Genomic DNA, 25,684 nt, shown 5'->3' with positions numbered 1-25,684 from the left:
TGACCGGTTCCTCCCAACCCAATGGAGACACACACTGTGGAATTCCAGTTTCAATTTGACTGGCAGGCAGCGATTCATGCCATTCCCTATCTCGCCAAGGGCATTCCCTACACCCTGATGATTTCCTTCGGTGGCCTTGCCATCGGTTTTGTTCTGGGCATTATTTTTGGTTTGCTCAGCATCAACAAAAAATGGTTTCTGCGCTGGCCGGCCACCGCCTACATCGAAATTTTCCGGGGCACACCGATTCTCGTGCAGGTACTGTTTATCTTCTACGGCCTGCCCGATCTGGTCGGCGGCCCTATCGATCCGCTCACAGCCGGTATCGCCGCCATTGCTCTGAACTCCGGCGCATACATTTCGGAAGTGGTTCGTGGCGGCGTACAGTCGATTGCCAAGGGCCAAAGCGAAGCCGGCCTGTCTTTGGGTTTGTCCCGCACACAAACCTTCTGGTCAATCATCTGGCCGCAGGCGTTCCGGCGCATGATTCCGCCGCTCGGCAATCAAGCCATCGTGAGTATCAAGGACACCTCTCTGTTTTCGGTTATCGGTGTCGGTGAACTGGTTCGTCAAGGTCAGGTTTACATTGCCAACACCTTTACCGCTTTTGAGGTGTATTTCGTGGTGGCGCTGATGTATTTGGCGATTACCTTGTCCTTGTCTCTGGTTCTGCGGTTAATGGAACGCCGCGGCCTTGCATCCATCTGAAGGAACTCGAACCATGACTCAGATAGTCACGATGAAGGGCATGAACAAGTATTTCGGCAAACTGCATGTCCTGAAAGATATAGACCTGTCCGTTGAACAAGGTGAAGTGGTGGTGATCATCGGCGCCAGTGGCTCCGGTAAATCCACCCTGATCCGCTGTGTGAACGGCCTGGAAGAGTATGAATTCGGCACCTTGAGTGTCGATAACCAAGACCTGGCCCCGAAGGGTGGCAACCAGAAAACACTGGCAGAGATCCGCAAAGAAGTGGGCATGGTGTTCCAGCAGTTCAATCTGTTCCCTCATCTAACCGTGAGGAAGAACATCATGCTGGCGCCAATGAAAGTAAAAAACACCTCCCAGGTTGTGGCCAACGCGACCGCTGAAAGGCTTTTGGAGCGGGTAGGCATCGGCAATCAGGCCGACAAGTACCCCAGCCAGCTTTCGGGCGGACAGCAACAACGGGTCGCCATTGCCCGCGCATTGGCGATGGAGCCCCGGCTGATGCTGTTTGACGAGCCAACCTCTGCGCTGGATCCGGAAATGATCGGTGAAGTTCTGGACGTTATGCGCGAGCTGGCCAAAGAAGGCATGACCATGATGGTGGTCACCCACGAAATGGGCTTTGCCCGTGAAGTGGCCGACCGGGTGATTTACATTCACGAAGGGCAGATTGTCGAAGAAGGCAAACCCTCGGATGTGTTCGACAACCCGCAAAACGAAAGAACGCAAGCGTTTTTGTCCCGGGTCTTGGCACACTAACGAACCGCGCTCTGCCCCATCAACACCCCGATTTCGGCCATCCGCGAGAACGCACGAAGTCGGGGTTTCTGTTTCAAGAGGATCGTTTTCAACCATGACCCGACCAGCCCCTCAGCCCCACGCCTACTACGAAAGTAACCGGTTGCTGGCAGAATACGCAGAGTTCCACTTTGGCGACACCTGGTATGGCGTGGAAAACTTCCCGAAAGCGTTGGCAGAGCGTGCGCTAGCGGCGATGGCAGGCAAGCCAAGAGGCAAAGCGCTGGACTTGGGGTGCGCCTGTGGCCGTGCGAGCTTCGAATTAGCGAAGCAGTTTGACGAAGTAGAAGGCATCGACTTTTCCGCCAACTTTGTTCATCTGGCGTCTGAAATGGCGAGACAGGGTTCGGTGCGCTATCCACTGACCGAGGAAGGCGAGCTGACAAGCGAGCGTACACGGTCGCTAAAAGACATGGGGCTGGATGCCTGCGCGTCGAAGGTCTCTTTCTATCAGGGGGATGCCTGCAACCTGGAAGGGAGATTCACCGATTACGATCTGGTACTGGCCGCCAACCTGATTGACCGCCTGTACAAGCCCAGGCTGTTTTTGAACAACATTCACCAGCGCATCAACGATGCCGGCATTCTGCTGATTGCCTCACCCTATACCTGGATGGAAGAGCATACACCGAAAGACGAATGGATCGGAGGCTTCCAAAAAGACGGGGAGGATTACACCACACTGGATGGCTTGAAGGAGATTCTGAGCCCGAACTTCCGGCTCATTCAGGCACCAGAGAAAGTACCCTTTGTGATCCGTGAGACCCAACACAAATTCCAACATACTTTGTCAGAAGTGACTCTTTGGGAGCGACTACCCCGATAAGCAATCTTTGGCGAGCCAGAATATCCGGCCCGCCAAAGAACGCGTCTTTAAGCCTGCAGGCATTGCACCGACAGGCTCACGATCGTCATCACAGCAAAGACGCGATGGCCTCGTGCTCGAGGTTGATCTTGGTGCGGGTATCATCAGCCAGGAAGCGCGCAATCTTCTTGCCCAGAAAAGGCACATCAGACTTCACGGTGATGTTGATGCTGTTGGTACAGGTGTCGGCATTACCCTGAACGCGCATCACGCCTTTGATCTTGGCCGGAACACCTTCCACTTTCACCCGAAACTCGCAGTGCCACTCGCCGTCATCTTTTTTGACCCAGTGCTCTTCCTGACGGATTTCGTTCCACTCACGATGAAAACTGGATAGCACGCCTGGCACCTCGGCCGACGCCTTCATTTCACGCTCGACAACCAGCTTTCCGGCGACGGAGTCTTTTTGCACATCGACAACTTTTACGTTGCGAGCTCCCACTTTCTCGTTCTTGGCAAGAATCTGTTCTTCTGAAAAAAAGTGGCTGATCACGTGATCTAGCCCTGCATCGTATGAATGCTCAAGTGTCAGTTCCATAAATCCTCCATCGTATGATGCCGCTATTGTTACGACACACATGCGCTACAGCATTGGCCCTGACGGCAGTACGCTATGGCGTGGAGGCCAGACGAATGGATCACATTGTCACTCTGTTCGACGGGTTTTCTGGCCCGCCCCCTTAACCACCCCCGGTAGTCAGCAGTCGCTGTTAACTGTATTATCAAAACCGGTTAACAGCGAACAACTTTGATCTTTAAACAACTGCCCTACTGGAGCCCCGCCTTATGCGTAATGCTGATCTTGTCGCCCGCGGCCTCAAATCTGTGTGGCACCCCTGCACCCAGATGAAAGACCACGAAACCCTGCCACTTGTCCCCATCAAGCGTGGCGAAGGTGTTTGGTTGGAGGATTTCGAAAACAACCGGTTTATAGACGCGGTCAGCTCTTGGTGGGTCAACCTTTTCGGCCATGCCAACCCCAGAATAAACGCGGCGATCCAGCAGCAGGTCAGTGAGCTGGAACACGTCATTCTTGCGGGGTTCACTCACGAACCCGTGGTGAACCTTTCCGAGCGCCTGATTGAGGTCACACCGGAAGGCCTCAACAAATGTTTCTATGCCGATAACGGGTCATCCGCCATCGAAGCTGCACTCAAGATGAGCTTTCATTACTGGAAGAACCTTGGCAAACCGGGCAAAAAGAACTTTGTGAACCTGAGCAACAGCTACCACGGCGAAACCCTTGGGGCATTGGCGCTTGGAGATGTTGGTCTGTACAAAGACACCTACCAGCCGCTGCTGATGGAAGTGATCACCGCGCCATCACCGGATGCCTATAACGCGGAGCCCGGCGAAAGCGACGAAGCCTACGCCCTTCGCCAGTTCGAGGCGATGGAAAAACTGCTGGCCGAAAAACACGATGAAATATGCGCCGTTGTGGTGGAGCCACTGATTCAGTGTGCCGGCGGTATGCGCATGCACCACCCGATTTACCACACCAAATTGCGTGAAGCCTGCGATCGCTATGGCGTGCATTTGATCGCGGATGAAATTGCCGTTGGCTTTGGCCGCACCGGTACCCTGTTTGCCTGCGAGCAGTCCGGTATCACACCCGACTTCATGTGCTTGTCCAAAGGACTGACGGCGGGCTATCTGCCGCTTTCGGTCGTGCTGACCACCGATACCGTCTACGAGGCGTTCTACGACGACTACGAAACTCTGAAGGCGTTCCTGCACAGCCACAGCTACACCGGCAACCCCATCGGCTGCGCCGTTGCTTTGGCCACGCTGGACATCTTCCGGGACGACAACGTCATCGAAAAGAACCGTCAGCTGTCGCGCTGCATGGCCGATTCCGTCGCCCATTTGGCCGACCATCCCCACGTCGGCGACATCCGCCAACACGGCATGACCCTGGCCATCGAGATGGTCAAAGACAAGGCGTCCAAGACCCCCTTCCCCTGGCAGGAACGCCGTGGCCTGAAAGTGTACCAACACTCACTGACGCGCGAAGCCCTGCTACGCCCACTAGGGAACGTGGTATATTTCATGCCCCCTTATGTCATCACTGAAGACCAGATTCGCCATCTGGCTCAGGTGGCAACTGAAGGCATCGACATCGCCGTAAAAGGCTAAGGAGTTCCGGCCCCCATGCGCATACCCAGAATTTTCACCGACAGCCCTCTGAACGAGGGCAGCCAGTGTGAACTCGACGACAACGCTGCAAATCACGTTGGCAGGGTACTGCGCATGCAGCCGGGGCAAGAGTTGCGGCTTTTCAATAACGATGGCTACGATTACCGCGCAACCATCACTCAGGCCAGCAAGAAGAATGTCACAGTTGACGTCCTGAGCCGTGAGGACAATGCAACAGAATCGCCACTTACGATCACCCTCGGGCAAACCTTGTCGAAAGGTGATCGCATGGATTACGCGGTTCAGAAAGCGGTGGAAATGGGCGTTACCACCATTGTGCCCCTGAGCACCCAACGCAGTGACGTAAAACTGAAAGGCGACCGCGAAGAAAAACGCCTGCGCCACTGGCAACAGGTTGCAATCAGCGCGGCCGAACAATGTGGCCGGGCGAAGGTACCGGAGATTCTCCCGGTTATGTCGGTTCAGGAATGGCTGGAACACAGCCAATCCTGCGATCTTCGACTGGTGCTGCACCACCGCACGGAGCACTCTTTGAACACGCTCGACAAACCTGCCAACGTTGCTCTGATGATCGGGCCGGAAGGCGGATTAACCGCCGACGAGATCGCCCAAGCCGAACAAAGCGGCTTTCTGCCGGTAGCCCTTGGCCCCAGAGTTCTGCGCACGGAAACAGCTCCGGTTGCCGCCATGGCGCTGTGCCAGTGGTTGTGGGGAGACATCGGCGGTTAACCGATTCATGACCGTGACACGCAATTTTCGCGGCAGCTCAGTCATTGACAGAACCTGCTGTGCTCCACATCATTCATAGCTTATCTAAAGCCAGCCGAAACCCTTCTGGCAATAACAACTGACGATGCGAGCTCAGGATGACAGATTTATTTTCTACCCCGGAATTCTGGCAGTACCTCAGCATTCCTGTAATCGCCGCTATGATCGGATGGGGTACCAATTGGCTGGCCATCAAGATGACATTCTATCCTTTGGAATTCATCGGCAAGCCGCCCTTGCTCGGCTGGCAGGGCATCATTCCCTCGAAGGCCAGAAAAATGGCGGCCATCAGCGTCGATGCCACCATCTCCAAAATCGGCACTGTTGAGGAAATTTTCGAGCAGATAGATCCGAACGTTCTCGCTGCCCACATCATCTACACCGTTGAACCGCGCGTTGAAGAATACGTCGACGAACTCATGCTCAGAGAACACCCCACCTTTTGGGAGAATCTGCCCTCGTCGGCACGCAAGCTGGTGTACGAACGGGTCAGAAAAGCCACTCCGCAACTGGTTGACAACCTGGTTCAGGATATCGCCTATAACATCGAAGATTTGCTCGATATCAAAGGCATGGTGATCGATCGTCTGGCCAAAGATAAACGCCTGCTTAATCGAATTTTTCTGGAATGCGGCGATGTTGAATTTCGGTTCATTATTAATTCCGGTCTGTACTTCGGTTTTCTCTTCGGGCTTATCCAAATGGCGGTTTGGTATCTCTATCCAGCCGTCTGGGTACTCCCGGTATTTGGCCTGCTAGTCGGATGGGCGACCAACTGGATCGCCCTGAACGTGATATTCCGCCCCTTAAAACAACACACAATCGGCCCACTGAAGGTTCAAGGCCTCTTTCTAAAGCGTCAGCCAGAGGTGGCTCAGTCTTTCTGCCACATTGTAACTCACGAGATCCTTACCGTAGGCAACATCATTCAGAGCATACTGGAAGGTCCGAAAGGCGATCGCGCTCGCAACATGGTAAAAAAACACATCAAACCGCTGGTCGACGAGACCGCCGGCTTGGGCAAAGCTTTCACTCAAATGGCCTTCGGTCCCACCGGTTTTGCAGCACTGAAGAATCAGGTAGGTGAAAAAGCCATTAGTATCTCGCACAGCTCCTTCGACAACCCGGCGTTTGAAAAAGACCGGGCTCGCGCGGTTGAATCCATAATGGTGGAAAGGATGATTGCGCTCTCATCAGAAGAGTTCCAGGACCTGCTACGCCCCTGTTTTCAGGAAGACGAAATCAAATTGATCCTGGTTGGCGCGTTCCTCGGAATGGCAGCCGGTATCGGCCAGCTGATCTTTATTTTCGGCGACGCCCTCCTGTAAAACTAAGGAATACTGTGCAGAGAAGTTGCACATATCTATACTCACAGGACAAATCACTCAAGACATACCCGTTCGGAGGCAATGGATGCCGGGATTTATCTCTTGGGTTTCGGGCCTGTTTGCGAAGAGGCAACCCGCGCAAACTGTGCAAGAAACCCGCTTATTCAATCATGCGGCAAACGAGCCGTCAGCCAGCGAAAAGCCCGCCCCCACGCCTCCCCCTCGCCTGGAAGAGCACCTGTTTTGCTGGCTGCTGGACGTTCAACCTGCGCAGCTGAAAAAAGATGCATCCCGTGGAGACAAGATCCTGGCCGAGCTGGGGCATCGATTGCAAACCAACTCAATGGAAGAGTTGCCTCGCAAACCCGGAACCTTGCCGATGCTCATGCGAGCGCTGTCAGCGGAAACCACAGACCGCAAGCACCTGACCGATATCATTCTGAGCGATCCGTCATTGACCGATCAGCTGCTTCAGATCGCCAACAGCCCGCAATTCAAACCGGGCGACTACCTTATTGAGTCGGTTGACCAGGCGGTGTTTGTTCTCGGCTTGAACGGCATCAGAAATGTCATCGCAGCGGCGGTAATGCGCCCGATGATGGCGGCCAGAAACAGCTCGGAAGCTCTGTTTGCTCAGCGGGCATGGCGCTGGGGCCTGACCTGCGCGCGCTCTGCAGAAATGATTGCCAGAATTCACAACGACGATACCAGTGCGCACTTCATGGTAGGTTTGCTGCCGTCGTTGGCTTACATCACCATCCGCCGCGAAATTGCCGCCATCTGCCGGGCGCAAAACATTGACAGCGACCCCGAGCCTGCCTTGCTCAGGCTTGCGTTGGCGCAATACCAATGGGCGACATGCCAGTTACTGGCGAATGTTTGGGCCTTGCCGCCGAAATACCACGCGTGGCTGCTATCCGCCGAAAGGCCAGCCCCCAAACAGGAAAACTGGCCACTACTGGATGGGCTGTTGGTGGGAACGCGAGAAGTTCTGCGCCATGCCCGGCAGCGCAACCTGGCGGAGGAAGACCTGCTGAAGCTTGTTCATATCTCTCCACAGCAGCTCGACCAAGTTCGCGCAGCGGTACTGACAATGCTTAAAGAAGGCGGCAGCGAGCACTAGCCGCCGCCTGCGGTTTTCCCAAGCAAGTCCGCAAAACTGACGTCGTCCCGCCCGAAAGACACATCAATCAATTGCGTGGGCAGCGCGTTCGCCGGCAAGCGGTCAACCACCTTGTCCTCATCGCGCCGCACCACCTTCAGGACCATCTCGACCGTGATCAAATCCAGCGCCCGCCCGGGCACCAGTTGGTCGCCGTTGCGCCCGGCCAAACTCAACACTCCCGCCCGGATTAACTTATCACTGACACGCCGCGTTACTTCACCCGGCACTCGTAGCTCGTGCTCCAACGACTCTTGCTGAGGAGCGGGCTCGCCCTGACTGAAAGGCTTGGCCACCATCCACATCAAGGCCAAAGCGACCCGTTCCTGCAGCTCGGGCGCCATTTGCACATTGCGTTTTTTGGCGACCGAACCGGGGTTCTGCATGTAGAAGGCCAAGCTGGCCCCCAGCAAAAGAATCATCCAGTTCAGGTAGATCCAGATCAGCAAAATAATCCCGACCGCAAAGCCTGAATAGATCGCCGCGTACTTGGCGGACCCGGCGACAAACGAGGCGAAGAGCATCCCGCCCGCTTGCCAGGAAATACCCGCCAGCAGGCCCGCTATAAAGGCATAACGGAACTTCACGCGAGTGTTAGGAATGAAGATATAGACGAAGGTGAACGCCGCCACGACCAGAAAGAAGGGGGTAAATCGGGTGGCTATGACAATGAGCGATCCAAACGGTTCGATGGCTAATAGCGTTTGTGCGATATCCGACGACAGCACCGTGGCCGTAGCACCCACGGCAGACACCATTAACAATGGCCCCACCATAATAACGCTAAGATAGTTGCTGAATCGCTGTGCCATTGAGCGCATATCCGGCACGCGCCAAATCATGTTGAACGACCGCTCGATCTTCTGGACCAACGAGATCACGGTATACACCAGCAATGCCAAGCCCACCGACCCTAGCACGCCAACTTTAATGTTATCGACGAACCCGAGGATCTGCTCCGCAATTTCGATGCCTTGCGGCCCCATCGGCTGGAAAAACTGATACAGGAACGGTTCCATGCGCTGATGCACACCCAACGCCTTCAGGACCGAAAAACTCAGCGCCAGCAAAGGCACAATACTCAGGAGCGTGGTGTACACCAAACTCATGGAATGCAGAGTGAGCTGACCACTGATGACATCCCGAACCAAGGCATACAAAGACCGGCCCGACTTGTACAGCCATGTCCACGGCCAGGATTGGGGCGGATTAGGGTTTGAAAGAATCCAGTCTTCTGCGGCCTGAAGCCGCTCCTTAAATTGTGTAGACGCCACGTAGAATCCTACTTTGTTGGTCTTTTCTACAGCTTATCAGGCAGATGGCAGTAAACAACCTGCCATTGCCCATTTCTGGAACCGCTAAAGCGCCCCCTTTTACGCTGTCTTCATTTCACAGACTTCAGGTTAGCCGCCGTTATTCCCACAATCCTCTGCCGGGCTTCCCGGCTGGCCCAGGCGGAATGAGGGGTCACGATCAGATTTGGAATATCGTCCGCCAGCAGCGGGTTACCGTTGCGCGGGGGCTCTTCGGTCAACACGTCAAACCCTGCCCCGGAGATCTGCCGGTCTCGCAGAGACTTTGCCAAAGCGTTTTCATCAACCAACCCACCCCGACTGGTGTTGATCAGTAGCGCGCTGGGTTTCATCAACGCCAACTCTCTCTCACCAATCAAGTTCCGAGTTTCTTCGGTTAACAAACAGTGCAGTGATAACACGTCAGCTTGAGTCAACAGCTCGTCCAACGGAATACGCGGATAGCCATCCACACTGCCCGCCTCTTGTCCGGGGCGACATCCCAACACAATATTCATTCCAAACGCCTTCGCCCGCTCGGCAACACCCTGCCCCAAATCACCGTAGCCCAGAATACCCAGCGTTTTACCCTCAAGCTCCATGATCGGATGATCCATCAGGCAGAACATGTCACTGCGTGCCCAGGTGCCATCACGGGCATCCCGGTTGTAATCCAGCAGTCTTGTTGCCAACGCCAACATCAATGCCATGGTGTGTTGGGCAACGGTGGATCGGCCGTAATTGTTCACGTTGAGCACTGCGATACCGTGCGCTTTCGCCGCCTCCAGATCTATGTTGTTCAAACCGGTCGCCACCACGGCGATGGTTTTCACTTCCGGGCAAGCTTCGAAGTGCTCCCGCCCCAGCACCACTTTGTTCACCAGCACCGTGTCAAACCCGCGGATGCGTTCCAAGACCTGCTCCGGCGCTGTGCGTTCGTGGCAGGTTAATCCGCCGGTCACTTGCTCTATGGGGGCCAAGTCCACATCATCGCCAAGAGTTTTGGCATCCAGAAAAACGGCTTTCATACTTTTCTCCTGTCTCAAGCAGTGAACAGATTAAGCTAGACTGAAACAAATTGATCAATCGCAGAGGCACGCACCATGGAGCACGAATTCTGGCACGAACGCTGGGCCAAAGAGCAAATCGGCTTTCACGAAGGCACTGTTAACCAGTACCTGCACGATCACTGGCCGCAGCTGGCCGGCTCAGGGACCGACGCGGTGTTTGTGCCGCTGTGCGGCAAAGCCCACGATATGTGGTGGCTGCACGACCGGGGCCACCCCATTATTGGTGTTGAGCTCAGCGACGTGGCTTGCAAGGACTTTTTCGAGGAAGCTGGTGAAAAAGCCATGGTCAGCCCGGGCGAACCCTTCACCACGTTCACCCACGGCAGCCTGCAACTGTGGTGCGGCGACTTTTTCCAGCTGGTGCCCCAAGACCTCAAACACATCCGCCTAGTCTACGACAGAGCTGCTCTTATCGCCCTGCCGCCGGAAATGCGCCAAGACTATGTCAATCACCTGACAGCCGTCACACCGGAGAACCTCACCATATTGCTGATCACCCTCGACTACGACAGTCAGGAGATGAAGGGCCCTCCTTTCAATGTCAGCGATGACGAAGTTCGCAAGCTCTTTTCTGAAGACTACAACATTACACTGATACACACGCAAGACATGGCGCACGACAGCCCCTTCGCGAAGCGAAAAGGTCTGAGCAAAGGAGCCACAGAAAGCGTGTTCAAACTCACCAAAAGATAATTTAATGAACCCTTTCTGCACTCGGCCTGTCCAACCTCACGAGTCTGAACTAAGCTCAAATTAAACAACCCATCCAACCAATCACACGGCCCCGGGTCACAACTGCCGGGGCACTGCGGAGACACTGCGTGAGTTAGAACTGTCCATAACAAGCGAATGTAAGCGAGGGTATCTATGAGCATTCTGCAGCATTTCAAAGACCGGTATGCACAAACTCAGGAAGAAGAATTCTCTCTTGAGGAATACCTGGAGATCTGCAAAAACGATCCAACAGCCTACGCCACCGCCGCGGAGCGTATGTTAATTGCCATCGGCGAGCCGGAACTGATCGACACCTCCCGAGACCCTCGCCTCTCGCGTATTTTTTCCAACAAAGTCATCAAGCGTTATCCGGAATTCAGCGAGTTCTACGGCATGGAAGAAGCGGTAGAAAACATCGTGGCTTTTTTCCGTCATGCCGCCCAGGGGCTGGAGGAAAAGAAACAGATTCTCTATCTGCTTGGCCCGGTCGGTGGTGGTAAATCGTCACTCGCCGAAAAGCTGAAAGCACTGATGCAAAAAGTGCCCTTTTACGCCATCAAAGACTCACCGGTGAACGAAAGCCCGCTGGGCTTGTTCAGCTCAGAAGAGGACAGCCACATTCTGGAGGAAGAATACGGCATTCCGGGCCGGTACCTGAATAACATCATGTCGCCGTGGGCCGTTAAGCGCCTGCACGAGTTTGGCGGCGACATCAGCCAGTTCCGGGTGGTGAAACGCTACCCTTCGATTCTCGACCAGATTGCGGTGTCGAAAACCGAGCCAGGAGATGACAACAACCAGGACATTTCCGCTCTCGTCGGTAAAGTGAACATCCGCATGCTGGAGGATTTCTCGCAAGACGATCCGGATGCGTACAGTTTCAGTGGCGGCCTCTGTAAAGCAAACCAGGGCTTGCTGGAATTTGTGGAAATGTTCAAAGCGCCGATCAAAGTGCTGCACCCGTTGCTGACCGCCACACAGGAAGGCAACTACAACACCACCGAAGGCATGGGATCGGTGCCCTTTGATGGCGTGATACTGGCCCACTCCAACGAATCCGAATGGCAAACCTTCCGCAATAACAAGCACAACGAGGCCTTCCTCGACCGGGTCTATATCGTCAAAGTGCCCTACTGCGTTCGGGTCACCGAAGAGATCGAGATCTACCGCAAGTTGCTGAAAAACAGCTCGCTGTCGGGCGCGCCTTGCGCACCGGACACTTTGGACATGCTGGCTCAGTTCTCGGTGCTATCGCGCATCAAAGACCCGGAAAATTCGAGCATTTTCTCGAAGATGAAGGTGTACGACGGCCAGAACATCAAAGACACCGACCCGAAGGCAAAATCCATTCAGGAATATCGGGATGCGGCTGGGGTTATGGAAGGCATGGATGGTTTGTCCACCCGTTTTGCATTCAAGATTTTGTCGAAGGTCTTCAACTTCGACACTACAGAAATCGCGGCCAACCCGGTTCACCTGCTGTATGTACTGGAAAAACAGATTGAGCAGGAGCAGTACGCGCCCGAGACTCAGGAAAAATACCTACGCTTCATCAAAGAGTACCTGGCGCCTCACTATGTGCAGTTCATCGGCAAAGAGATCCAGACGGCGTATCTGGAAAGCTACAGCGAATACGGCCAGAACCTGTTCGACCGCTACGTCACCTACGCCGACCTGTGGATTCAGGACCAGGAATTCCGGGATCCGGAAACCGGGGACATTCTGGACCGCTCCTCTATCAACGACGAGCTGGAAAAAATCGAAAAACCCGCGGGCATCAGCAACCCGAAAGATTTCCGCAACGAAGTGGTCAATTTCGTACTGCGGGCCCGTGCCAACAACCATGGCGAGAACCCGTCCTGGCTCAGTTACGAAAAGCTGCGCAGCGTGATCGAGAAGAAAATGTTCTCGAACACCGAAGACTTACTACCGGTTATTTCGTTCAATCCGAAAGCCAGTCAGGAGGACCAGAACAAGCACAAACAATTTGTCGAACGCATGGTCGATCGGGGGTACACCGAGAAACAGGTCCGTTTGCTAGCCGAATGGTATCTGCGTGTACGTAAGTCCCATTAACGACCAGCGGGAGCAGTAATATGGGCATGACCCACATAGTCGATCGGCGACTTAACGGTAAAAACAAAAGCGCGGTGAACCGGGAACGGTTCCTGCGCCGTTACCGGCATCACATCAAGAAAGCGGTCTCAGAGGCCGTGCAACGTCGCTCTATTACCGACGTGGAGCGAGGCGAGAAGGTCAGTATTCCGGCTAAAGATATTCAGGAGCCGATTTTTCGTCATGGCCATGGGGGGCGCCGGGATGCGGTTCATCCGGGCAATCAGGAATGGGTAGCCGGAGACACCATCGCCAAGCCCGATGGCGGGAGTGGACAAGGCCAGGGTTCGGGGCAGGCCAGCCCTGACGGCGAAGGCATGGATGAGTTCGTGTTTCAGATCACTCAGGAGGAATTTCTGGAATTTCTGTTCGACGACCTGGAATTGCCCAATCTGGCCCGCAAGAAACTCAAGGATACAGAATCGTTCAGCTACGTGCGGGCGGGCTTCACCAGCCAGGGCGTGCCGGCCAAGCTGGACGTTGTTCGTTCACTCCGCGGCGCCCACGCCCGAAGGCTCGGTTTAAGCGGCGCCCGTAAGAAAAAAATCCGGGACCTTGAGGCCGAGCTGAAAGCCTTGGAGAGCGCACCAGACAATCTGGACCCAGCGTTCAGTCACGAAGACCAGATCAAAGCGCTCATGGAAGAGATCGCCGAATTGAAAGCTAACGTGAAGCGCATTCCGTTCATTGATGAAATCGACCTGCGCTACCGCCAGCACGACAAACAGCCCAAGCCGGCCACCAGCGCGGTGATGTTCTGCCTGATGGATGTGTCGGGTTCGATGACCCAGATGCACAAAGACATCGCCAAGCGATTCTTTATTCTTCTCTACATGTTCCTGAAAAAGAACTACAAGAAGATTGATGTGGTGTTTATTCGCCATCACACCAGCGCGAAAGAAGTGACCGAGGAAGAGTTTTTCTACTCGCGCGAGACCGGCGGCACCATTGTTTCCAGTGCACTGAAACTCATGCGCAAAATTATCGACGATAGATACTCACCGGCGGAATGGAACATCTACGCGGCGCAGGCTTCGGATGGCGACAACTGGAACGATGATTCGCCCACGTGCGGCAAGCTTTTGGCTGAAGGCATTTTGCCCCAAGTTCAGTACTACTCATACATCGAAATCACACCGCTGGACCACCAAACGCTCTGGTATGAATACGAGAAACTCATGGCCGAGAACCCGCAGAGCTTTGCCATGCAACAGATCGCTGACCCAGCGGACATATACCCGGTTTTCCGGAAGCTGTTCGAGAGGAAAGCGGCATGAACGAATCAATCGACCTCCCCAATGATACGGAAGGTGCTAAGCCCGGAACCGGCTCTCCCATTTCGACCAGTTCGGAATGGACCTTTGAGCTGATTCGAAAATACGATGAGGCTATCGCTGAATGCGCCGCCGAATTTGGTCTGGACACCTACCCCAACCAAATTGAGGTGATTACCGCCGAGCAAATGATGGATGCCTACAGCTCCGTGGGCATGCCAGTGGGCTACAACCATTGGTCCTTTGGAAAACAGTTTCTGCAAACATCCAAGGGGTATCAACGAGGCCAGATGGGGTTGGCCTATGAGATCGTGATCAATTCCAACCCCTGCATCGCCTACCTGATGGAAGAGAACACCTTGCCCATGCAGGCACTGGTTGTTGCGCATGCCTGTTATGGACACAACTCCTTCTTCAAAGGCAATTACCTGTTCCGGACCTGGACCGATGCCAACGCCATCATCGACTACCTGGTGTTCGCCCGAAACTATGTGTCTGAATGCGAAGAACGCTACGGCATTGATGCTGTGGAAGAGATTCTGGATTCCTGTCACGCCTTGATGAACTATGGCGTAGACCGCTACAAGCGACCGTCCCCCATTTCCGCCGAGGAAGAAATTCAACGGCAAACCGAAAGAGAGGAATACCAACAGCGCCGGATAAACGACCTTTGGCGCACGATCCCGAAACCCGAAGAAGACGACCCGGTCAAACGCAAGCCCCGATTCCCCTCCGAGCCGCAGGAGAATCTGTTGTACTTCATCGAAAAGAATGCGCCTTTGCTGGAAACCTGGCAACGGGAGCTGGTTCGGATTGTGCGCAAGCTGGCTCAATACTTTTACCCGCAACGCCAGACTCAGGTCATGAACGAAGGCTGGGCCAGCTTCTGGCACTACACGCTGCTGCATCGGCTGTTCGAAAAAGGGCTGGTGACCGACGGCTTCATGCTGGAATTCCTGCAAAGCCATACTTCCGTGACCTACCAGCCACCGTTCAACAGTCCTTGGTACTCTGGCATTAACCCCTATACCCTCGGGTTCTCGATTTACACAGACCTGCGCAGAATGTGCGAAACGCCCACCGACGAAGATCGAGAATGGTTCCCTGATATTGCGGGCACCGACTGGCTGGAAGCCCTTCATTTCGCGATGCGAAATTTCAAAGACGAAAGTTTCATTCTGCAATACCTTTCGCCTAAGGTAATGCGGGATCTCAAGTTATTTGCCATCGAGGACGACGACAACGAAAACCATTACACGGTCACTGCGATTCACGACGAAACCGGCTACAGGGCACTGCGCGAAAAACTGGCCGCACAATACAATCTGAGCTATCGGGAGCCCAACATTCAGGTTTGGAATGTGGACGTTCGGGGCGACCGCTCGCTAACGCTGCGCCACATTCCGGTTGACCACATCCCTTTGGGTAAGGAGACCGATGAAGTGCTTCGACACGTTCACCGGCTATGGGGTTTCGACGTGTACCTCGAAACGGTGGATGACGGCAAAGTACAAAACACTCACCGATGCCCGCCTCAGTCTGCCGATGACGACTGACTGGAATCCACCCTTAGCTTATAGCCGGAAACACTAAAAAAGAGCGGCATCAACGGAACGCTTTTCATCGTTGTGTCGTCTACTAACCGGTATACTCGTTTACATAATTAAAATTCTAACTTCGACGGAGACAACAAAGGAATGGCACGCCTCAACACCTTGGACGCCTCATGGCTGGCGGTAGAATCCGAAGATACGCCCATGCACGTGGGAAATCTGCAAATATTCTCATTACCGGAAGGGGCCCCTGAAACCTATTTGCGGGACATGGTTCTCCGCATGAAGGAATCTCACGATGTGGCAGCGCCATGGGGAGACAAACTGGCTTGGTCAGGCTTTCTCGGGAGAGTGATTGCACCAGCCTGGAAAAAAGACAAAGACATCGATCTCGATTATCACGTCAGGCATTCTGCACTCCCCCGCCCTGGTGGTGAGCGGGAACTCGGCATTCTGGTATCTCGCCTGCATTCCAACCCACTGGATTTTTCCCGCCCACTGTGGGAATGCCACGTTATTGAAGGGTTAGAAAACAACCGGTTTGCACTGTACACAAAAATGCATCATTCGATGATTGATGGCATCAGCGGCGTACGTTTGATGCAGCGGGTGCTGACCACCGATCCGGACCGCCGTAATATGCCACCACCCTGGGCCGTGCAACCGAAAAAACGCAGGGCTCATAAAGGCGACAGAGAAGCCAGCGTACCCGGAGCTTTTGCACAGGCTATGGACGCTTTGAAGCTGCAGGTCGATATGGCGCCACGGTTATGGCAGGCCGGCAACCGTCTGGCTCAATCGGCTCTGCACCCGGAGGATGGTCTGACCGCTCCGTTTACCGGGCCGGTATCCATTCTGAACCACCGGGTAAAAGGCCAGCGCAGGCTCGCCACCCAGCATTACCCGGTAGACCGCATAAAAGCATTGGCGCACGCTTCCGGCGGCTCGCTGAACGATATTGTTTTGTACCTGTGTGGAACCGCTTTGCGCCGCTTCCTGCTTGAGCAGAACAGCCTGCCTGATACGCCGTTGACTGCGGGTATTCCGGTGAACATCCGCCCGGCGGACGATCAAGGCACCGGCACGCAAATCAGCTTTATGATTGCCTCGCTGGCAACCAACGAGGCCGACCCGCTGAACCGCCTGCAGCACATCAAAGAATCCAGCCGCCGCGCGAAGGAACACTTACAGAAGCTGCCCAAGAAAGCCTTGACGCAGTACACCATGCTGCTCATGTCGCCTTACATTCTGCAACTGATGTCAGGATTGGGTGGGCGCATGCGGCCGGTGTTCAACGTGACCATATCCAACGTGCCAGGGCCAGAAGAAACCTTGTACTTTGAAGGAGCAAAACTGGAAGCAACCTATCCGGTCTCGCTGATCGCGCATGGCGGCGCCCTGAACATTACCTGTCTGAGCTACGCGGGCACGCTGAATTTTGGCTACACCGGTTGCCGGGACACACTTCCGAGCATGCAGAAAATCGCCGTTTACACGGGTGAAGCTCTGGATGAACTCGAGGCGCTGATTCTGCCTCCGAAACCACGAAAAACTGCGGGGCGCAAAAAGAGCATTGAGGCCTAAGCGCTTTTCCAGTGGCCAGCCCCGATCAGGACTAGCTGCAAAAAACGGGTGGTGCGCTTGCGCACCTGCCCGATCTGGTAGTCGTCTTCCGGTGAGATACTGAGAATATCCGTCAAACTGAAGGCGACCGTCCGGACCACCAGATCACACGTCATATCCAGATCCGAATCGCTCAAATGCTCAAGCAGTCTGAGCCGACGCAAGTCATTGGCCAGCTCGTTGGCAAAGTACCGCATTTCACTGCGAATACCTTCCTGAACCGCCCGGCTTTCTCCCGCCAGCCCTTGCGCCATAAACATAAAGAAATTGCGATTGGCCAACGCATGGGCCACGAAGATCGCGACTGACTCTTCGATGAGTTTGTCAGCTTGCAACACGTTCGCGCGGGCTTCACGCATCATCCGGCGTAGCACCAACCCCAGTTCATCGACCAGCTGAAGCCCCAGGTCATCGACACTGCGAAAGTGCCGATAGAACGACGTGGGCACGACACCGGCCTGCCGGGTCACTTCCCTAATTCCTATGCTGGCGAAATGCCGCCCTTTACCCACCAGCGTTAATGCCGCCGTCATCAGCTTTTCCCGGGTTTCACCCGGTCGTCGCCTTTGTACATCTGCCATGGCTCTATCCGTACAACAACATCAAAGTCACAAGTGTACACATTCGACCGACAAAAAACCGTTCTCACTTGTCATTACGAGCCAGCTTTGCACCAGGGCCATTGCTCAGAACACAACCCGTGTGTACAGTCGTACACATTATGTGAACAACTGTACACATGCAGTTGCGCTGACCGCTATCTATCCTTGGAGATACACGATGCTGGCAAAACTCACTTCGTCTAAAGCAGCACACTGGCTAGGCCGACAATTGCTCAACCGAGACGACCCTGCGGCGTTTTTCGATCCGTTAACCAAGACTCTTAACCCAATGTGGGTACAACAGTACACACCCGCGCGAGTCGAACGGATCACGGCCGAAACTGCCGACACCAAAACCTTTGAGCTGAAACCCGCCCAGCGTTGGGGCGGCTTTAAAGCCGGCCAACATCTGAACGTGCGAATCGACATCGATGGCGTTCGCCGTACCCGGACTTTCAGCCTTTCAAGCCCACCCGCGCTCTGGAATCGGGAGGGATTAATCAGGCTCACCATCAAACGTCTGCCCGGTGGCCTGGTGACCAACTGGCTACACGATGAATTGAAAACCGGCGATGTTATCGGGCTGACAGAAGCCTTTGGCGACTTCTCGATCCCAGAGGTCGCGAAACCAGTGCTGTTCATTGCCGGCGGCAGCGGTATTACGCCGATCCTGAGTCAGCTCGAAACCATGGCATTGGAAAATTATCCGCAGCCCATCACTTTGCTTTATTACGTGCGCACTCAAAACGACGTGATCGGAAAGCAACAGCTGGATGCTCTGCGCCGTCGCTACCCGGCTTTCTCACTAAACATCATAACCACCCACGAGGGCGCCGCACCCCGCTACCTGAATGACCAAGACCTGGACTCGATCCCCGATCTGGCGGCACGAGAGACGTTTCTGTGCGGGCCGAAAGGTTTGATGGATTTGGCCACGGAGAAGCTTCGCCAGCGAGGCCTTAACGACGAGCAGCTGCACAGCACCTTCTTCGCACCACCGGCAACGGCTCAGCTGTCGTCATCCGGTATGGGCGGCGAGGTCACGTTCAGTACCAGTAATCTGACCGTTGACTCCAAAGGCGACGCCAACCTGTTGGAGATTGCAGAAGCCGCAGGCCTGACGCCTCAACATGGTTGCCGCATGGGCATCTGCCATCAATGTACCTGCACGAAAACCAGCGGCACGGTGGTAAACCGGCTTACCGGCCAGGTCTCAGGTGCAGGCTCTGAAAGTGTGCAGTTATGCATTTCTATCCCCCAGGGCCCGGTGGCTCTGGAGGTATAACCTTTTTCTGTTTTCGCACTGCGGCCAGAAGGGCTGCAAGGAGTACACATATGAATACACTAAATGATCAACAGCTGGATGAGCTGCAAAAAGACCTGGACGCGATCCGCGATGAAGTGTTGGCCGATCTGGGTGAGCGAGACGCCAATCATATCCGCAGCATGGTTCGCCTGCATCGAAAGCTGGAAGTAGCGGGCCGGGTCATGATGCCATTCGGATTCATTCCTCCGGTGTTTCTTGCCGCTACTGCGTCATTAGGGCTAGCCAAGATCCTCGAGAATATGGAAATCGGCCACAACGTGATGCACGGTCAATACGACTGGATGAATGATCCGAGCCTGAACTCCCAGACCTACGAGTGGGACACCGCTTGCTCCAGCGAATCCTGGCGCCGTACCCACAACTTTGAGCATCACACTTACACCAACGTGATTGGCAAAGACCGGGATTACGGTTACGCGGTTTTGCGCTTGAGCGATGACGAAGCCTGGAGACCTCGCCATACCTTCCAGATTCTGAATTATGCGGTCCTGAGCATTCTGTTCCAGTGGGGTGTTGCTCTGCACGAACTAGAGGCAGAAAAGTTGAGCAATGGGAAAAGTCATTTAAAAGAGAAACGCCCCTTTCTGAAAGTCGCCGCCAAGAAAGCGGGACGCCAGGCGTTTAAAGATTATGTGTTCTTTCCGGCCCTCACCCTGCCCGTAGCGCCGATTGTGCTCGCCGGCAATGCCGGAGCAAACCTGATCCGGAATCTGTGGTCATCCACCGTGATCTTCTGCGGCCACTTTACTCAGGATGCAGAAACCTTCACCGAAGAACAGGCCGAAGGGGAAAGCAAAGGCCATTGGTATCTTCGTCAGCTAACCGGATCATCCAACTTTACCGGGGGTAAGTGGCTGCACATTATGAGTGGCCATCTGAGCTTCCAGATCGAACACCACGTCTTTCCGGACCTTCCTGCTCACCGCTACCCGGAGATATCCGAGAAGGTTCAAGCGGTCTGCCGTAAACACGGCATTCACTACAACACCGGAAGTTTCAGGAAACAGTACAGCACTGTACTGAAGCGCATCCTTCGTTACTCGCTACCCGAACGCTTTACTCAGCGGCCAGCGGTGGCTTGACGGCAGCAGGGCTAGCAGAGCGGCCGCTCACATCCCGAGCGGTCACTCTGTTTCGGCCTTCGGCCTTGGAGGTATAAAGCGCTTCGTCTGCAACAGACACCACTTCATCAGGCTCAACAGCAAGGCCCGAGCCGACGACGGCCACGCCAATACTGACAGTTACCGACCGGGGCTCACCTTCCCATTCAAACCAAAGGTCCGATTCAACACCTTCACGAATCTGATTGGCTACCTGTATTGCCCCGGCCGCATCGGTATAAGGCAAGACAATTGCGAACTCTTCACCGCCATATCGGCAGACAATGTCGGTTTCTCGCCGAACCAGATTAGTCAGTTTGTCCGCCAATTTACGCAGGCAACTGTCACCTGCCTGATGCCCCAGGTTGTCGTTGAAGGCTTTGAAATGATCTACATCCAGAAGGATAAGCGCCAGCGATCCTCTGCGCCGGCACCGAACCAATTCTTTTCGCAGATGCTTGTCGAAGTAACGCCGATTGAATACGCCCGTCAGCCCATCGGTGGAACTCAGCATCTCCAGCTGTCGGTTTGCCGATTCCAGTTCCGCCGTTCGCTCCGCAACACGAGACTCAAGGGCCGTATTCATTTCACTCTGGATCCGCTGCGTTTCCTGTGTCATGTGCCGTAAGCGGTCCGCCAGCGCAATGGACAACAAGATAACCTCAAACGCTGACCCAATCTGAATGGCATATTCGGTCACGACATTGGCGGGCAACACACCAAAGGTTTTAAACAGATACAGCAACATTCCCGACAGCAATGCCGTCCATGCCAACATGAAAAAGCGTGCAGGCCGGAAGTTTCGGTACAAACACACACCTCCGGCGAACATAACAAGGGTCGCCGCCAACACCGCAAAAAAACTATTGAAGCGAATAACGGGCGCGTAACTCGGGGAAACCATCGGCGCAACAGCTGCCAGAGCAAAAACCCCCATCATGGCCAAAAACGTACGATTCAATATCGGCGCGTTGGTCTTAAGTGCCAAAAAGGATCGGGAGAATCCGAGCACAAAGAACATACCCGAGGCAATCAGCACGGCGACCGCGCGATTATTCCACCATGGCGAATCTGGCCACAGATGCTCAAAAGACAGTCCGTTCAAACTGGATTGAAGAATGCCGTAATTTAGAATGTAGCCCGAATACCAGAGGTAATTGGTGTCACGAATTGACAGAAAAATGAGGAAACTGAAGATCAGCATGGCCACCAGCAAGCCGTAGAACAAGCCAAGAACAAATCGCTCCTGATGGTCGGCATGGCTGAAACTGTCCAGACTCCACAGTTTCGTACGCATTTGTATCGCGCCGCTGGTCTTCACCCGGAAATACAAATCGACGCTTTCACCCTGGCGCAGCGTCAGGTCGAAGTTGATATTATGATGATCTTTGGCGCGCCGATGAAAGGGTACAGAATCGCCGGCGATCTGCCGCTCTATCGGCCCCGTGGCACGGACAACAAACAGTTCCATTTCATCAATTATCGGGTACAACCCCTCGATCACCCACCGGTCATTCGGACTGGAAACATTTTCAACACGGGTGTGAAACCAATACGTTGAGTCGGTAAAACCGAAGTTGTAGGCTTTTGGCGGAATGGCTGTTGAACCTATTTCTGGCCAGCGCCGCTTGATCTGATAGATGTTCAGATTTGAGGTAGGGTCTTCATAAAAAGCAAGATGCCGGGAAATATCGATCTCGTGACTGGCCCGGTCCAGTTTAACGGACAAGCCATCGGGAGCCCCCGCGGCCATTGCCTGCAGCGAGTTCAAAGCCAGCATGAGAACCAGCAACAGACGAATCAAACGACCCCCGGTAAAAGTAAGATTCTATGTAAGAACCTCAATAATAGCTGACTTGGGGTCAATGAAGGGTAAGGATTGGCGTTCGTTCGTTACGATGTGTATCGCGCCACTACACAACATGTAGCAACCGAAGCAATTCCGGGCGATGCTTGCTTTGCACCACGTCTGCCAACGTGTATTTATCCAGCACGGCAAGAAACGCCTGCAACGCTTCACCGAACATACCTCTCAAACCACAAACAGGCGTAATTTTGCAGGTATTTCCCCGGGATAAACACTCGACGATATTCAGCTCTTCTTCTGTTTCCCGAACCAATGCGCCTATATTGATAGACTGAGGTTTATGATGCAGGCGCATGCCACCGTTTTTGCCTCTCACCGTGACTATGTACCCTTTCTGATTAAGCTGATGAACTACCTTCATCAGGTGATTTTTCGATATCGCGTAGCTATCCGCGATCTCTTGAATGGTCGACAAATGCCCTTCTTCCTGGCCAGCCAAATAAATCAGTACCCTTAAAGAGTAATCCGTAAAACGGGTGATACGCATGGATGCTCCGAACAAATTACGCACTGCATTGTCAGTTTGTCAGACAAATTATACATTCAATTCCAACGGAGGTCTGTTAGTTTTGATAATGGGGGTATCAACAACACGCTGCACTTTGAGATACTAAACTAGCAAGTTTGTGCCCATGCACGCAGAGGAACCGTAACATGCCGCAATCCGAGCTAGTAGACCGCTTCGGGCGCACCGTGAATTATGTGCGCCTCTCGGTTACTGATCGTTGTGATTTCCGATGCGTATACTGCATGGCCGAAGAGATGACGTTTCTTCCGCGAGAAAAGATCATGTCGCTCGAAGAGATCGCTCAAGTGGCCCGCAATTTTGTTTCTCTGGGCACTCGGAAGATTCGCCTGACCGGTGGAGAGCCGCTGGTTCGGAAGGGCGTTGTTGATCTGGTTCGGGAAATCGGCAGTTATGGTCTGCGCGACTTTGCGATGACCACCAATGGCAGTCAGTTACCTGCCTTGGCGGAGGATTTACGAAAAGGCGGCCTGGACCGGCTCAATATCAGCCTGGATTCACTGGACGCCCAAAAATTCAAGGCGATCACTCGCACGGGTAAGCTCAGCCAGGTTCTGGAGGGGATCGATGCGGCCAAAGAGGCCGGGTTTAAGCAGATAAAGCTCAACACGGTGGTCATGAAAGGCCGTAACGAGGAAGAAATTCCAGAGTTGGTTGAGTTTGCCCGAACGACGGGCTTAGACATCACGTTCATTGAGGAAATGCCTCTGGGAGAGATTTCTGAGCACGACCGTGGGCTGGCGTTGTGCACCAGTGACGAGGTTCGGGCGATCATCAGCAAGCGCCATGACCTCCAACCAACCGATGATGATTCGGGTGGGCCTTCGCGTTATTACCGTATGCCGGACAGCGCTACCCGAATCGGGTTTATTTCGCCTCACTCCCATAACTTTTGTTCAACCTGCAACCGGGTTCGGGTGACGGTGGAAGGGCGGCTTTTGTTGTGTCTGGGCAATGAGCATTCGATGGATTTGTTGCCGCTGTTGCGAGAGTTTCCGGGGGATGATGAGCGACTTCAGGACGCCATTATTGCGGCGATGGATTTGAAGCCGGAGCGGCACCATTTTTCCAGCGATGGAGAGGTGGAAATTCTTCGCTTTATGAACATGACGGGGGGATAACCGGCAATTATCTCACCACACCATCCCGCAATGCGCCCACCTCCTTCAGCGACATCAGGTCCGAACGACCAAGCTGCTTGATCGTCGTTTTGCCCATCAGCGACAAAGTCAGTTCCGTTTCCAGACGTATATTATCAAGCAGATTTTCTACAGCGGGTTGCCCACCCGCCGCCAGAGCATAGCCCCACGCTCGTCCCATTAGACAACCATCCGCCCCCAGACATAACGCACGAACCAAATCCTGCCCTGTCTGAACACCGCCATCCACAAGAACCTGGCATTTTCCGGCCACCGCTTCGGCAATTGCCGGCAACACATCCAAACTGGCCGGTGCGCCTTCCAGCTGTCGTCCGCCGTGATTGGAAACCACAATGGCATCGGCGCCCACGGCGATCGCCGAGCGCGCATCGTCGCTTTCCATAATGCCTTTTATGACCAGCTTCCCGGGCCAGTGTTCACGAATCCAATCCAGATCTCGCCAGGTCACCGAAGGATCAAACTGGCTTTCAACCCAAGCTTTGAAATCTTCCGGCTTCCGGCCGGATGGCACCACGCTGGCCAGATTGCCAAACGTCAGCGGCTTCCCGCCAATGGCGACATCCGCCAGCCAACGGGGATGGCTCAACAGATCCAACGCCTTGCGGAATTTTGCTGGCACCGACAGATTACCATTCATGCCGTTCCGGACATCACGATAACGCAGCCCGAGGCGCGCAAGATCGACGGTAAACACCAAGGTTCTAAAACCGGATTGCCAGGCGCGCGCCAACAAATCTGCCGAGAATTTCCGGTCTTTCAACACATAAAGCTGAAACCAGAGATTGGCACTCGGAGCCTCCCGTGCCACCTCTTCAACCGAACAAATGCCCACGGTGCTTAAACAAAAGGGGATACCAGCACTCGCACCTGCCTTGGCCGCCTGCGCCTCACCACGCTTGGCCAACATGCCCGATAACCCCATCGGTGCCATGACCAAAGGCAAGCTGACGGGCGCGTCGAGCAACTCCGTAGCGGTATCAATCTGAGAAACATCGGTCATTACCCGCTGGCGAAAGCGCCACTGGGTGAACGCCTGTCGATTGTCCGCCAAGGTGTATTCAGAAAAAGCACCACCGTCGAGATAATCAAACAGCATGCGTGGCAGTTTTCGTTTGGCCAGCAAACGGTAGTCAGAAACAGATGCGGGAGCGAGCATGGCTAGCACTCTTGTTATTGGGGTTCAGAGCCCCTTTTTTTATTTAAAGCTTATCTTCTTGCACAAACGCCTTCAGAGCAACCGCATTATTGTGCTCAGTATCCTTGGCGGCAAACACCAGCGTGATGCGTTTCTGCTCCGTAAGCAGGCGCTTGAAGGTTTCGATATCCTCTGAGGCGTCGTCAGATCCCAATTCTTTCAGATAGCGCTTCTGAAATTCGTTCCATTTGTCCGGATCATGATCGAACCATTTTCGCAGTTCGGTGGAGGGTGACAATCCCTTTAGCCAATGGGCAATATCCGCTTCCTCTTTCGAGACGCCTCTTGGCCAAATACGATCAACCAATATACGCGGGCCATCTGAGCGTGCGGCATCCTCATAGGCCCGTTTCAGACGAATCTCCATAACAGGCTCCAAACTGAAAACATACGCCAGAGACTACTCCGGTCGAGTGGCTGTTTCAAAATCCGCCTCTTGCCCTGGGTCAAGACTGGCCCAAGCTGACTATTACCGACCT

Annotated in this window: 23 protein-coding genes; 15 read left to right on the top strand and 8 right to left on the bottom strand. The window is 54.2% G+C overall.

The annotated features are described in order from the left end of the window. Window positions 1–21: 21 nt before the first annotated feature. The 3 genes from JAO79_RS05505 to JAO79_RS05495 all read left to right on the top strand — a co-directional run bounded on the left by JAO79_RS05505 (window position 22) and on the right by JAO79_RS05495 (window position 2,333). Window positions 22–708 (top strand): amino acid ABC transporter permease, encoded by a 687-nt coding sequence (locus tag JAO79_RS05505; protein WP_199006109.1) that lies wholly within the window; start codon window positions 22–24, stop codon window positions 706–708. Between the two features lie 13 nt (window positions 709–721). Continuing rightward, window positions 722–1,468: an amino acid ABC transporter ATP-binding protein gene (locus tag JAO79_RS05500; protein WP_199006108.1), complete on the top strand. Its 747-nt coding sequence runs from the start codon at window positions 722–724 to the stop codon at window positions 1,466–1,468. A gap of 94 nt (window positions 1,469–1,562) precedes the next feature. Continuing rightward, the gene (locus JAO79_RS05495; protein WP_227664331.1) at window positions 1,563–2,333 is read left to right on the top strand and encodes a putative 4-mercaptohistidine N1-methyltransferase; all 771 of its coding nucleotides are present in this window, start codon (window positions 1,563–1,565) and stop codon (window positions 2,331–2,333) included. Between the two features lie 88 nt (window positions 2,334–2,421). Here JAO79_RS05495 and JAO79_RS05490 read toward each other — a convergent pair whose 3' ends face one another. Continuing rightward, a complete protein-coding gene (locus JAO79_RS05490) occupies window positions 2,422–2,910 on the bottom strand; it encodes a DUF2505 domain-containing protein (RefSeq protein WP_199006106.1) in 489 nt (162 codons plus the stop codon). Between the two features lie 248 nt (window positions 2,911–3,158). On the opposite strand from JAO79_RS05490, the gene JAO79_RS05485 reads away from it, so the two are divergent. The 4 genes from JAO79_RS05485 (at window position 3,159) to JAO79_RS05470 (ending at window position 7,748) form a co-directional block, all read left to right on the top strand. Next, complete coding sequence (locus tag JAO79_RS05485; RefSeq protein WP_199006105.1) at window positions 3,159–4,508, top strand: adenosylmethionine--8-amino-7-oxononanoate transaminase; 1,350 nt, start codon at window positions 3,159–3,161, stop codon at window positions 4,506–4,508. A gap of 15 nt (window positions 4,509–4,523) precedes the next feature. Next, a complete protein-coding gene (locus tag JAO79_RS05480; RefSeq protein WP_199006104.1) occupies window positions 4,524–5,258 on the top strand; it encodes a 16S rRNA (uracil(1498)-N(3))-methyltransferase in 735 nt (244 codons plus the stop codon). A 137-nt stretch (window positions 5,259–5,395) separates the two neighbouring features. Continuing rightward, window positions 5,396–6,625, top strand: a complete 1,230-nt coding sequence (locus JAO79_RS05475) for a hypothetical protein (RefSeq protein WP_199006103.1) — start codon at window positions 5,396–5,398, stop codon at window positions 6,623–6,625. An 85-nt stretch (window positions 6,626–6,710) separates the two neighbouring features. After that, window positions 6,711–7,748 (top strand): HDOD domain-containing protein, encoded by a 1,038-nt coding sequence (locus tag JAO79_RS05470; protein WP_199006102.1) that lies wholly within the window; start codon window positions 6,711–6,713, stop codon window positions 7,746–7,748. Here JAO79_RS05470 and JAO79_RS05465 read toward each other — a convergent pair. Both JAO79_RS05465 and JAO79_RS05460 read right to left on the bottom strand, forming a co-directional pair. Continuing rightward, entirely contained in the window at window positions 7,745–9,061 is a 1,317-nt protein-coding gene (locus JAO79_RS05465; protein ID WP_199006101.1) for a YihY/virulence factor BrkB family protein, read from the bottom strand. The two genes, JAO79_RS05470 and JAO79_RS05465, sit on opposite strands and share 4 nt — an antisense overlap. Before the next feature lie 110 nt (window positions 9,062–9,171). Continuing rightward, the gene (locus tag JAO79_RS05460; protein ID WP_199006100.1) at window positions 9,172–10,107 is read right to left on the bottom strand and encodes a D-2-hydroxyacid dehydrogenase; all 936 of its coding nucleotides are present in this window, start codon (window positions 10,105–10,107) and stop codon (window positions 9,172–9,174) included. 75 nt (window positions 10,108–10,182) lie between these two features. Here JAO79_RS05460 and tmpT point away from each other — a divergent pair, with 75 nt between their 5' ends. The 5 genes from tmpT to JAO79_RS05435 all read left to right on the top strand — a co-directional run bounded on the left by tmpT (window position 10,183) and on the right by JAO79_RS05435 (window position 17,389). Then, window positions 10,183–10,842, top strand: a complete 660-nt coding sequence (gene tmpT / locus JAO79_RS05455; protein WP_199006099.1) for a thiopurine S-methyltransferase — start codon at window positions 10,183–10,185, stop codon at window positions 10,840–10,842. Between the two features lie 174 nt (window positions 10,843–11,016). After that, window positions 11,017–12,939 (top strand): PrkA family serine protein kinase, encoded by a 1,923-nt coding sequence (locus tag JAO79_RS05450; protein ID WP_199006098.1) that lies wholly within the window; start codon window positions 11,017–11,019, stop codon window positions 12,937–12,939. 26 nt (window positions 12,940–12,965) lie between these two features. After that, window positions 12,966–14,255 (top strand): YeaH/YhbH family protein, encoded by a 1,290-nt coding sequence (locus JAO79_RS05445; protein ID WP_227664436.1) that lies wholly within the window; start codon window positions 12,966–12,968, stop codon window positions 14,253–14,255. Beyond that, window positions 14,252–15,808 (top strand): SpoVR family protein, encoded by a 1,557-nt coding sequence (locus JAO79_RS05440; RefSeq protein WP_199006096.1) that lies wholly within the window; start codon window positions 14,252–14,254, stop codon window positions 15,806–15,808. The genes JAO79_RS05445 and JAO79_RS05440 overlap by 4 nt, the downstream gene beginning before the upstream one ends. 141 nt (window positions 15,809–15,949) lie before the next feature. Continuing rightward, window positions 15,950–17,389 carry a WS/DGAT/MGAT family O-acyltransferase gene (locus JAO79_RS05435; RefSeq protein WP_199006095.1) on the top strand — a complete coding sequence of 480 codons (1,440 nt, stop codon included), beginning with the start codon at window positions 15,950–15,952 and terminating at the stop codon, window positions 17,387–17,389. Here the strand turns inward: JAO79_RS05435 and JAO79_RS05430 are convergent. Next, entirely contained in the window at window positions 17,386–18,009 is a 624-nt protein-coding gene (locus tag JAO79_RS05430; RefSeq protein WP_199006094.1) for a TetR family transcriptional regulator, read from the bottom strand. The genes JAO79_RS05435 and JAO79_RS05430 overlap by 4 nt on opposite strands. 199 nt (window positions 18,010–18,208) lie before the next feature. On the opposite strand from JAO79_RS05430, the gene JAO79_RS05425 reads away from it, so the two are divergent. Both JAO79_RS05425 and JAO79_RS05420 read left to right on the top strand, forming a co-directional pair. Then, the gene (locus tag JAO79_RS05425) at window positions 18,209–19,315 is read left to right on the top strand and encodes a ferredoxin reductase (RefSeq protein WP_199006093.1); all 1,107 of its coding nucleotides are present in this window, start codon (window positions 18,209–18,211) and stop codon (window positions 19,313–19,315) included. 50 nt (window positions 19,316–19,365) lie between these two features. Continuing rightward, window positions 19,366–20,439, top strand: a complete 1,074-nt coding sequence (locus JAO79_RS05420) for a fatty acid desaturase family protein (RefSeq protein WP_199006092.1) — start codon at window positions 19,366–19,368, stop codon at window positions 20,437–20,439. On the opposite strand, the gene JAO79_RS05415 is transcribed toward JAO79_RS05420, so the two are convergent. After that, the gene (locus JAO79_RS05415) at window positions 20,414–22,261 is read right to left on the bottom strand and encodes a diguanylate cyclase (protein WP_199006091.1); all 1,848 of its coding nucleotides are present in this window, start codon (window positions 22,259–22,261) and stop codon (window positions 20,414–20,416) included. The two genes, JAO79_RS05420 and JAO79_RS05415, sit on opposite strands and share 26 nt — an antisense overlap. Before the next feature lie 109 nt (window positions 22,262–22,370). Continuing rightward, on the bottom strand, window positions 22,371–22,811 hold the full coding sequence (locus tag JAO79_RS05410) for an Rrf2 family transcriptional regulator (RefSeq protein WP_199006090.1): 441 nt from the start codon (window positions 22,809–22,811) through the stop codon (window positions 22,371–22,373). 167 nt (window positions 22,812–22,978) lie between these two features. Between JAO79_RS05410 and moaA the strand changes: the two genes are divergently transcribed. Next, window positions 22,979–23,971, top strand: coding sequence for a GTP 3',8-cyclase MoaA (moaA, locus tag JAO79_RS05405; protein ID WP_199006089.1), 993 nt, complete (start codon window positions 22,979–22,981; stop codon window positions 23,969–23,971). A 7-nt stretch (window positions 23,972–23,978) separates the two neighbouring features. Here moaA and JAO79_RS05400 read toward each other — a convergent pair whose 3' ends face one another. Both JAO79_RS05400 and JAO79_RS05395 read right to left on the bottom strand, forming a co-directional pair. Continuing rightward, entirely contained in the window at window positions 23,979–25,166 is a 1,188-nt protein-coding gene (locus JAO79_RS05400) for an L-lactate dehydrogenase (protein ID WP_199006088.1), read from the bottom strand. Between the two features lie 43 nt (window positions 25,167–25,209). Further along, window positions 25,210–25,572, bottom strand: a complete 363-nt coding sequence (locus tag JAO79_RS05395; protein ID WP_199006087.1) for a DUF488 domain-containing protein — start codon at window positions 25,570–25,572, stop codon at window positions 25,210–25,212. Window positions 25,573–25,684 lie beyond the last annotated feature (112 nt).

This window comes from Marinobacter litoralis, assembly GCF_016427555.1.
GTDB classification, from domain to species: Bacteria; Pseudomonadota; Gammaproteobacteria; order Pseudomonadales; family Oleiphilaceae; genus Marinobacter; species Marinobacter litoralis_A.
This window is presented reverse-complemented; position numbering and strand designations above follow the sequence as displayed.

What these genes read in the sequence shown, in the direction of transcription:
- JAO79_RS05475 (WP_199006103.1), top strand. Translation starts at nt 5,396, where the DNA reads ATGACAGATTTATTTTCTACCCCGGAATTCTGGCAGTACCTCAGCATT.
- JAO79_RS05395 (WP_199006087.1), bottom strand. Translation starts at nt 25,572, where the DNA reads ATGGAGATTCGTCTGAAACGGGCCTATGAGGATGCCGCACGCTCAGAT.
- JAO79_RS05495 (WP_227664331.1), top strand. Translation starts at nt 1,563, where the DNA reads ATGACCCGACCAGCCCCTCAGCCCCACGCCTACTACGAAAGTAACCGG.
- JAO79_RS05490 (WP_199006106.1), bottom strand. Translation starts at nt 2,910, where the DNA reads ATGGAACTGACACTTGAGCATTCATACGATGCAGGGCTAGATCACGTG.
- JAO79_RS05460 (WP_199006100.1), bottom strand. Translation starts at nt 10,107, where the DNA reads ATGAAAGCCGTTTTTCTGGATGCCAAAACTCTTGGCGATGATGTGGAC.
- tmpT (WP_199006099.1), top strand. Translation starts at nt 10,183, where the DNA reads ATGGAGCACGAATTCTGGCACGAACGCTGGGCCAAAGAGCAAATCGGC.
- JAO79_RS05420 (WP_199006092.1), top strand. Translation starts at nt 19,366, where the DNA reads ATGAATACACTAAATGATCAACAGCTGGATGAGCTGCAAAAAGACCTG.
- JAO79_RS05445 (WP_227664436.1), top strand. Translation starts at nt 12,966, where the DNA reads ATGACCCACATAGTCGATCGGCGACTTAACGGTAAAAACAAAAGCGCG.
- JAO79_RS05430 (WP_199006094.1), bottom strand. Translation starts at nt 18,009, where the DNA reads ATGGCAGATGTACAAAGGCGACGACCGGGTGAAACCCGGGAAAAGCTG.
- JAO79_RS05400 (WP_199006088.1), bottom strand. Translation starts at nt 25,166, where the DNA reads ATGCTCGCTCCCGCATCTGTTTCTGACTACCGTTTGCTGGCCAAACGA.
- JAO79_RS05410 (WP_199006090.1), bottom strand. Translation starts at nt 22,811, where the DNA reads ATGCGTATCACCCGTTTTACGGATTACTCTTTAAGGGTACTGATTTAT.
- JAO79_RS05435 (WP_199006095.1), top strand. Translation starts at nt 15,950, where the DNA reads ATGGCACGCCTCAACACCTTGGACGCCTCATGGCTGGCGGTAGAATCC.
- moaA (WP_199006089.1), top strand. Translation starts at nt 22,979, where the DNA reads ATGCCGCAATCCGAGCTAGTAGACCGCTTCGGGCGCACCGTGAATTAT.
- JAO79_RS05500 (WP_199006108.1), top strand. Translation starts at nt 722, where the DNA reads ATGACTCAGATAGTCACGATGAAGGGCATGAACAAGTATTTCGGCAAA.
- JAO79_RS05450 (WP_199006098.1), top strand. Translation starts at nt 11,017, where the DNA reads ATGAGCATTCTGCAGCATTTCAAAGACCGGTATGCACAAACTCAGGAA.
- JAO79_RS05480 (WP_199006104.1), top strand. Translation starts at nt 4,524, where the DNA reads ATGCGCATACCCAGAATTTTCACCGACAGCCCTCTGAACGAGGGCAGC.
- JAO79_RS05440 (WP_199006096.1), top strand. Translation starts at nt 14,252, where the DNA reads ATGAACGAATCAATCGACCTCCCCAATGATACGGAAGGTGCTAAGCCC.
- JAO79_RS05425 (WP_199006093.1), top strand. Translation starts at nt 18,209, where the DNA reads ATGCTGGCAAAACTCACTTCGTCTAAAGCAGCACACTGGCTAGGCCGA.
- JAO79_RS05505 (WP_199006109.1), top strand. Translation starts at nt 22, where the DNA reads ATGGAGACACACACTGTGGAATTCCAGTTTCAATTTGACTGGCAGGCA.
- JAO79_RS05485 (WP_199006105.1), top strand. Translation starts at nt 3,159, where the DNA reads ATGCGTAATGCTGATCTTGTCGCCCGCGGCCTCAAATCTGTGTGGCAC.
- JAO79_RS05470 (WP_199006102.1), top strand. Translation starts at nt 6,711, where the DNA reads ATGCCGGGATTTATCTCTTGGGTTTCGGGCCTGTTTGCGAAGAGGCAA.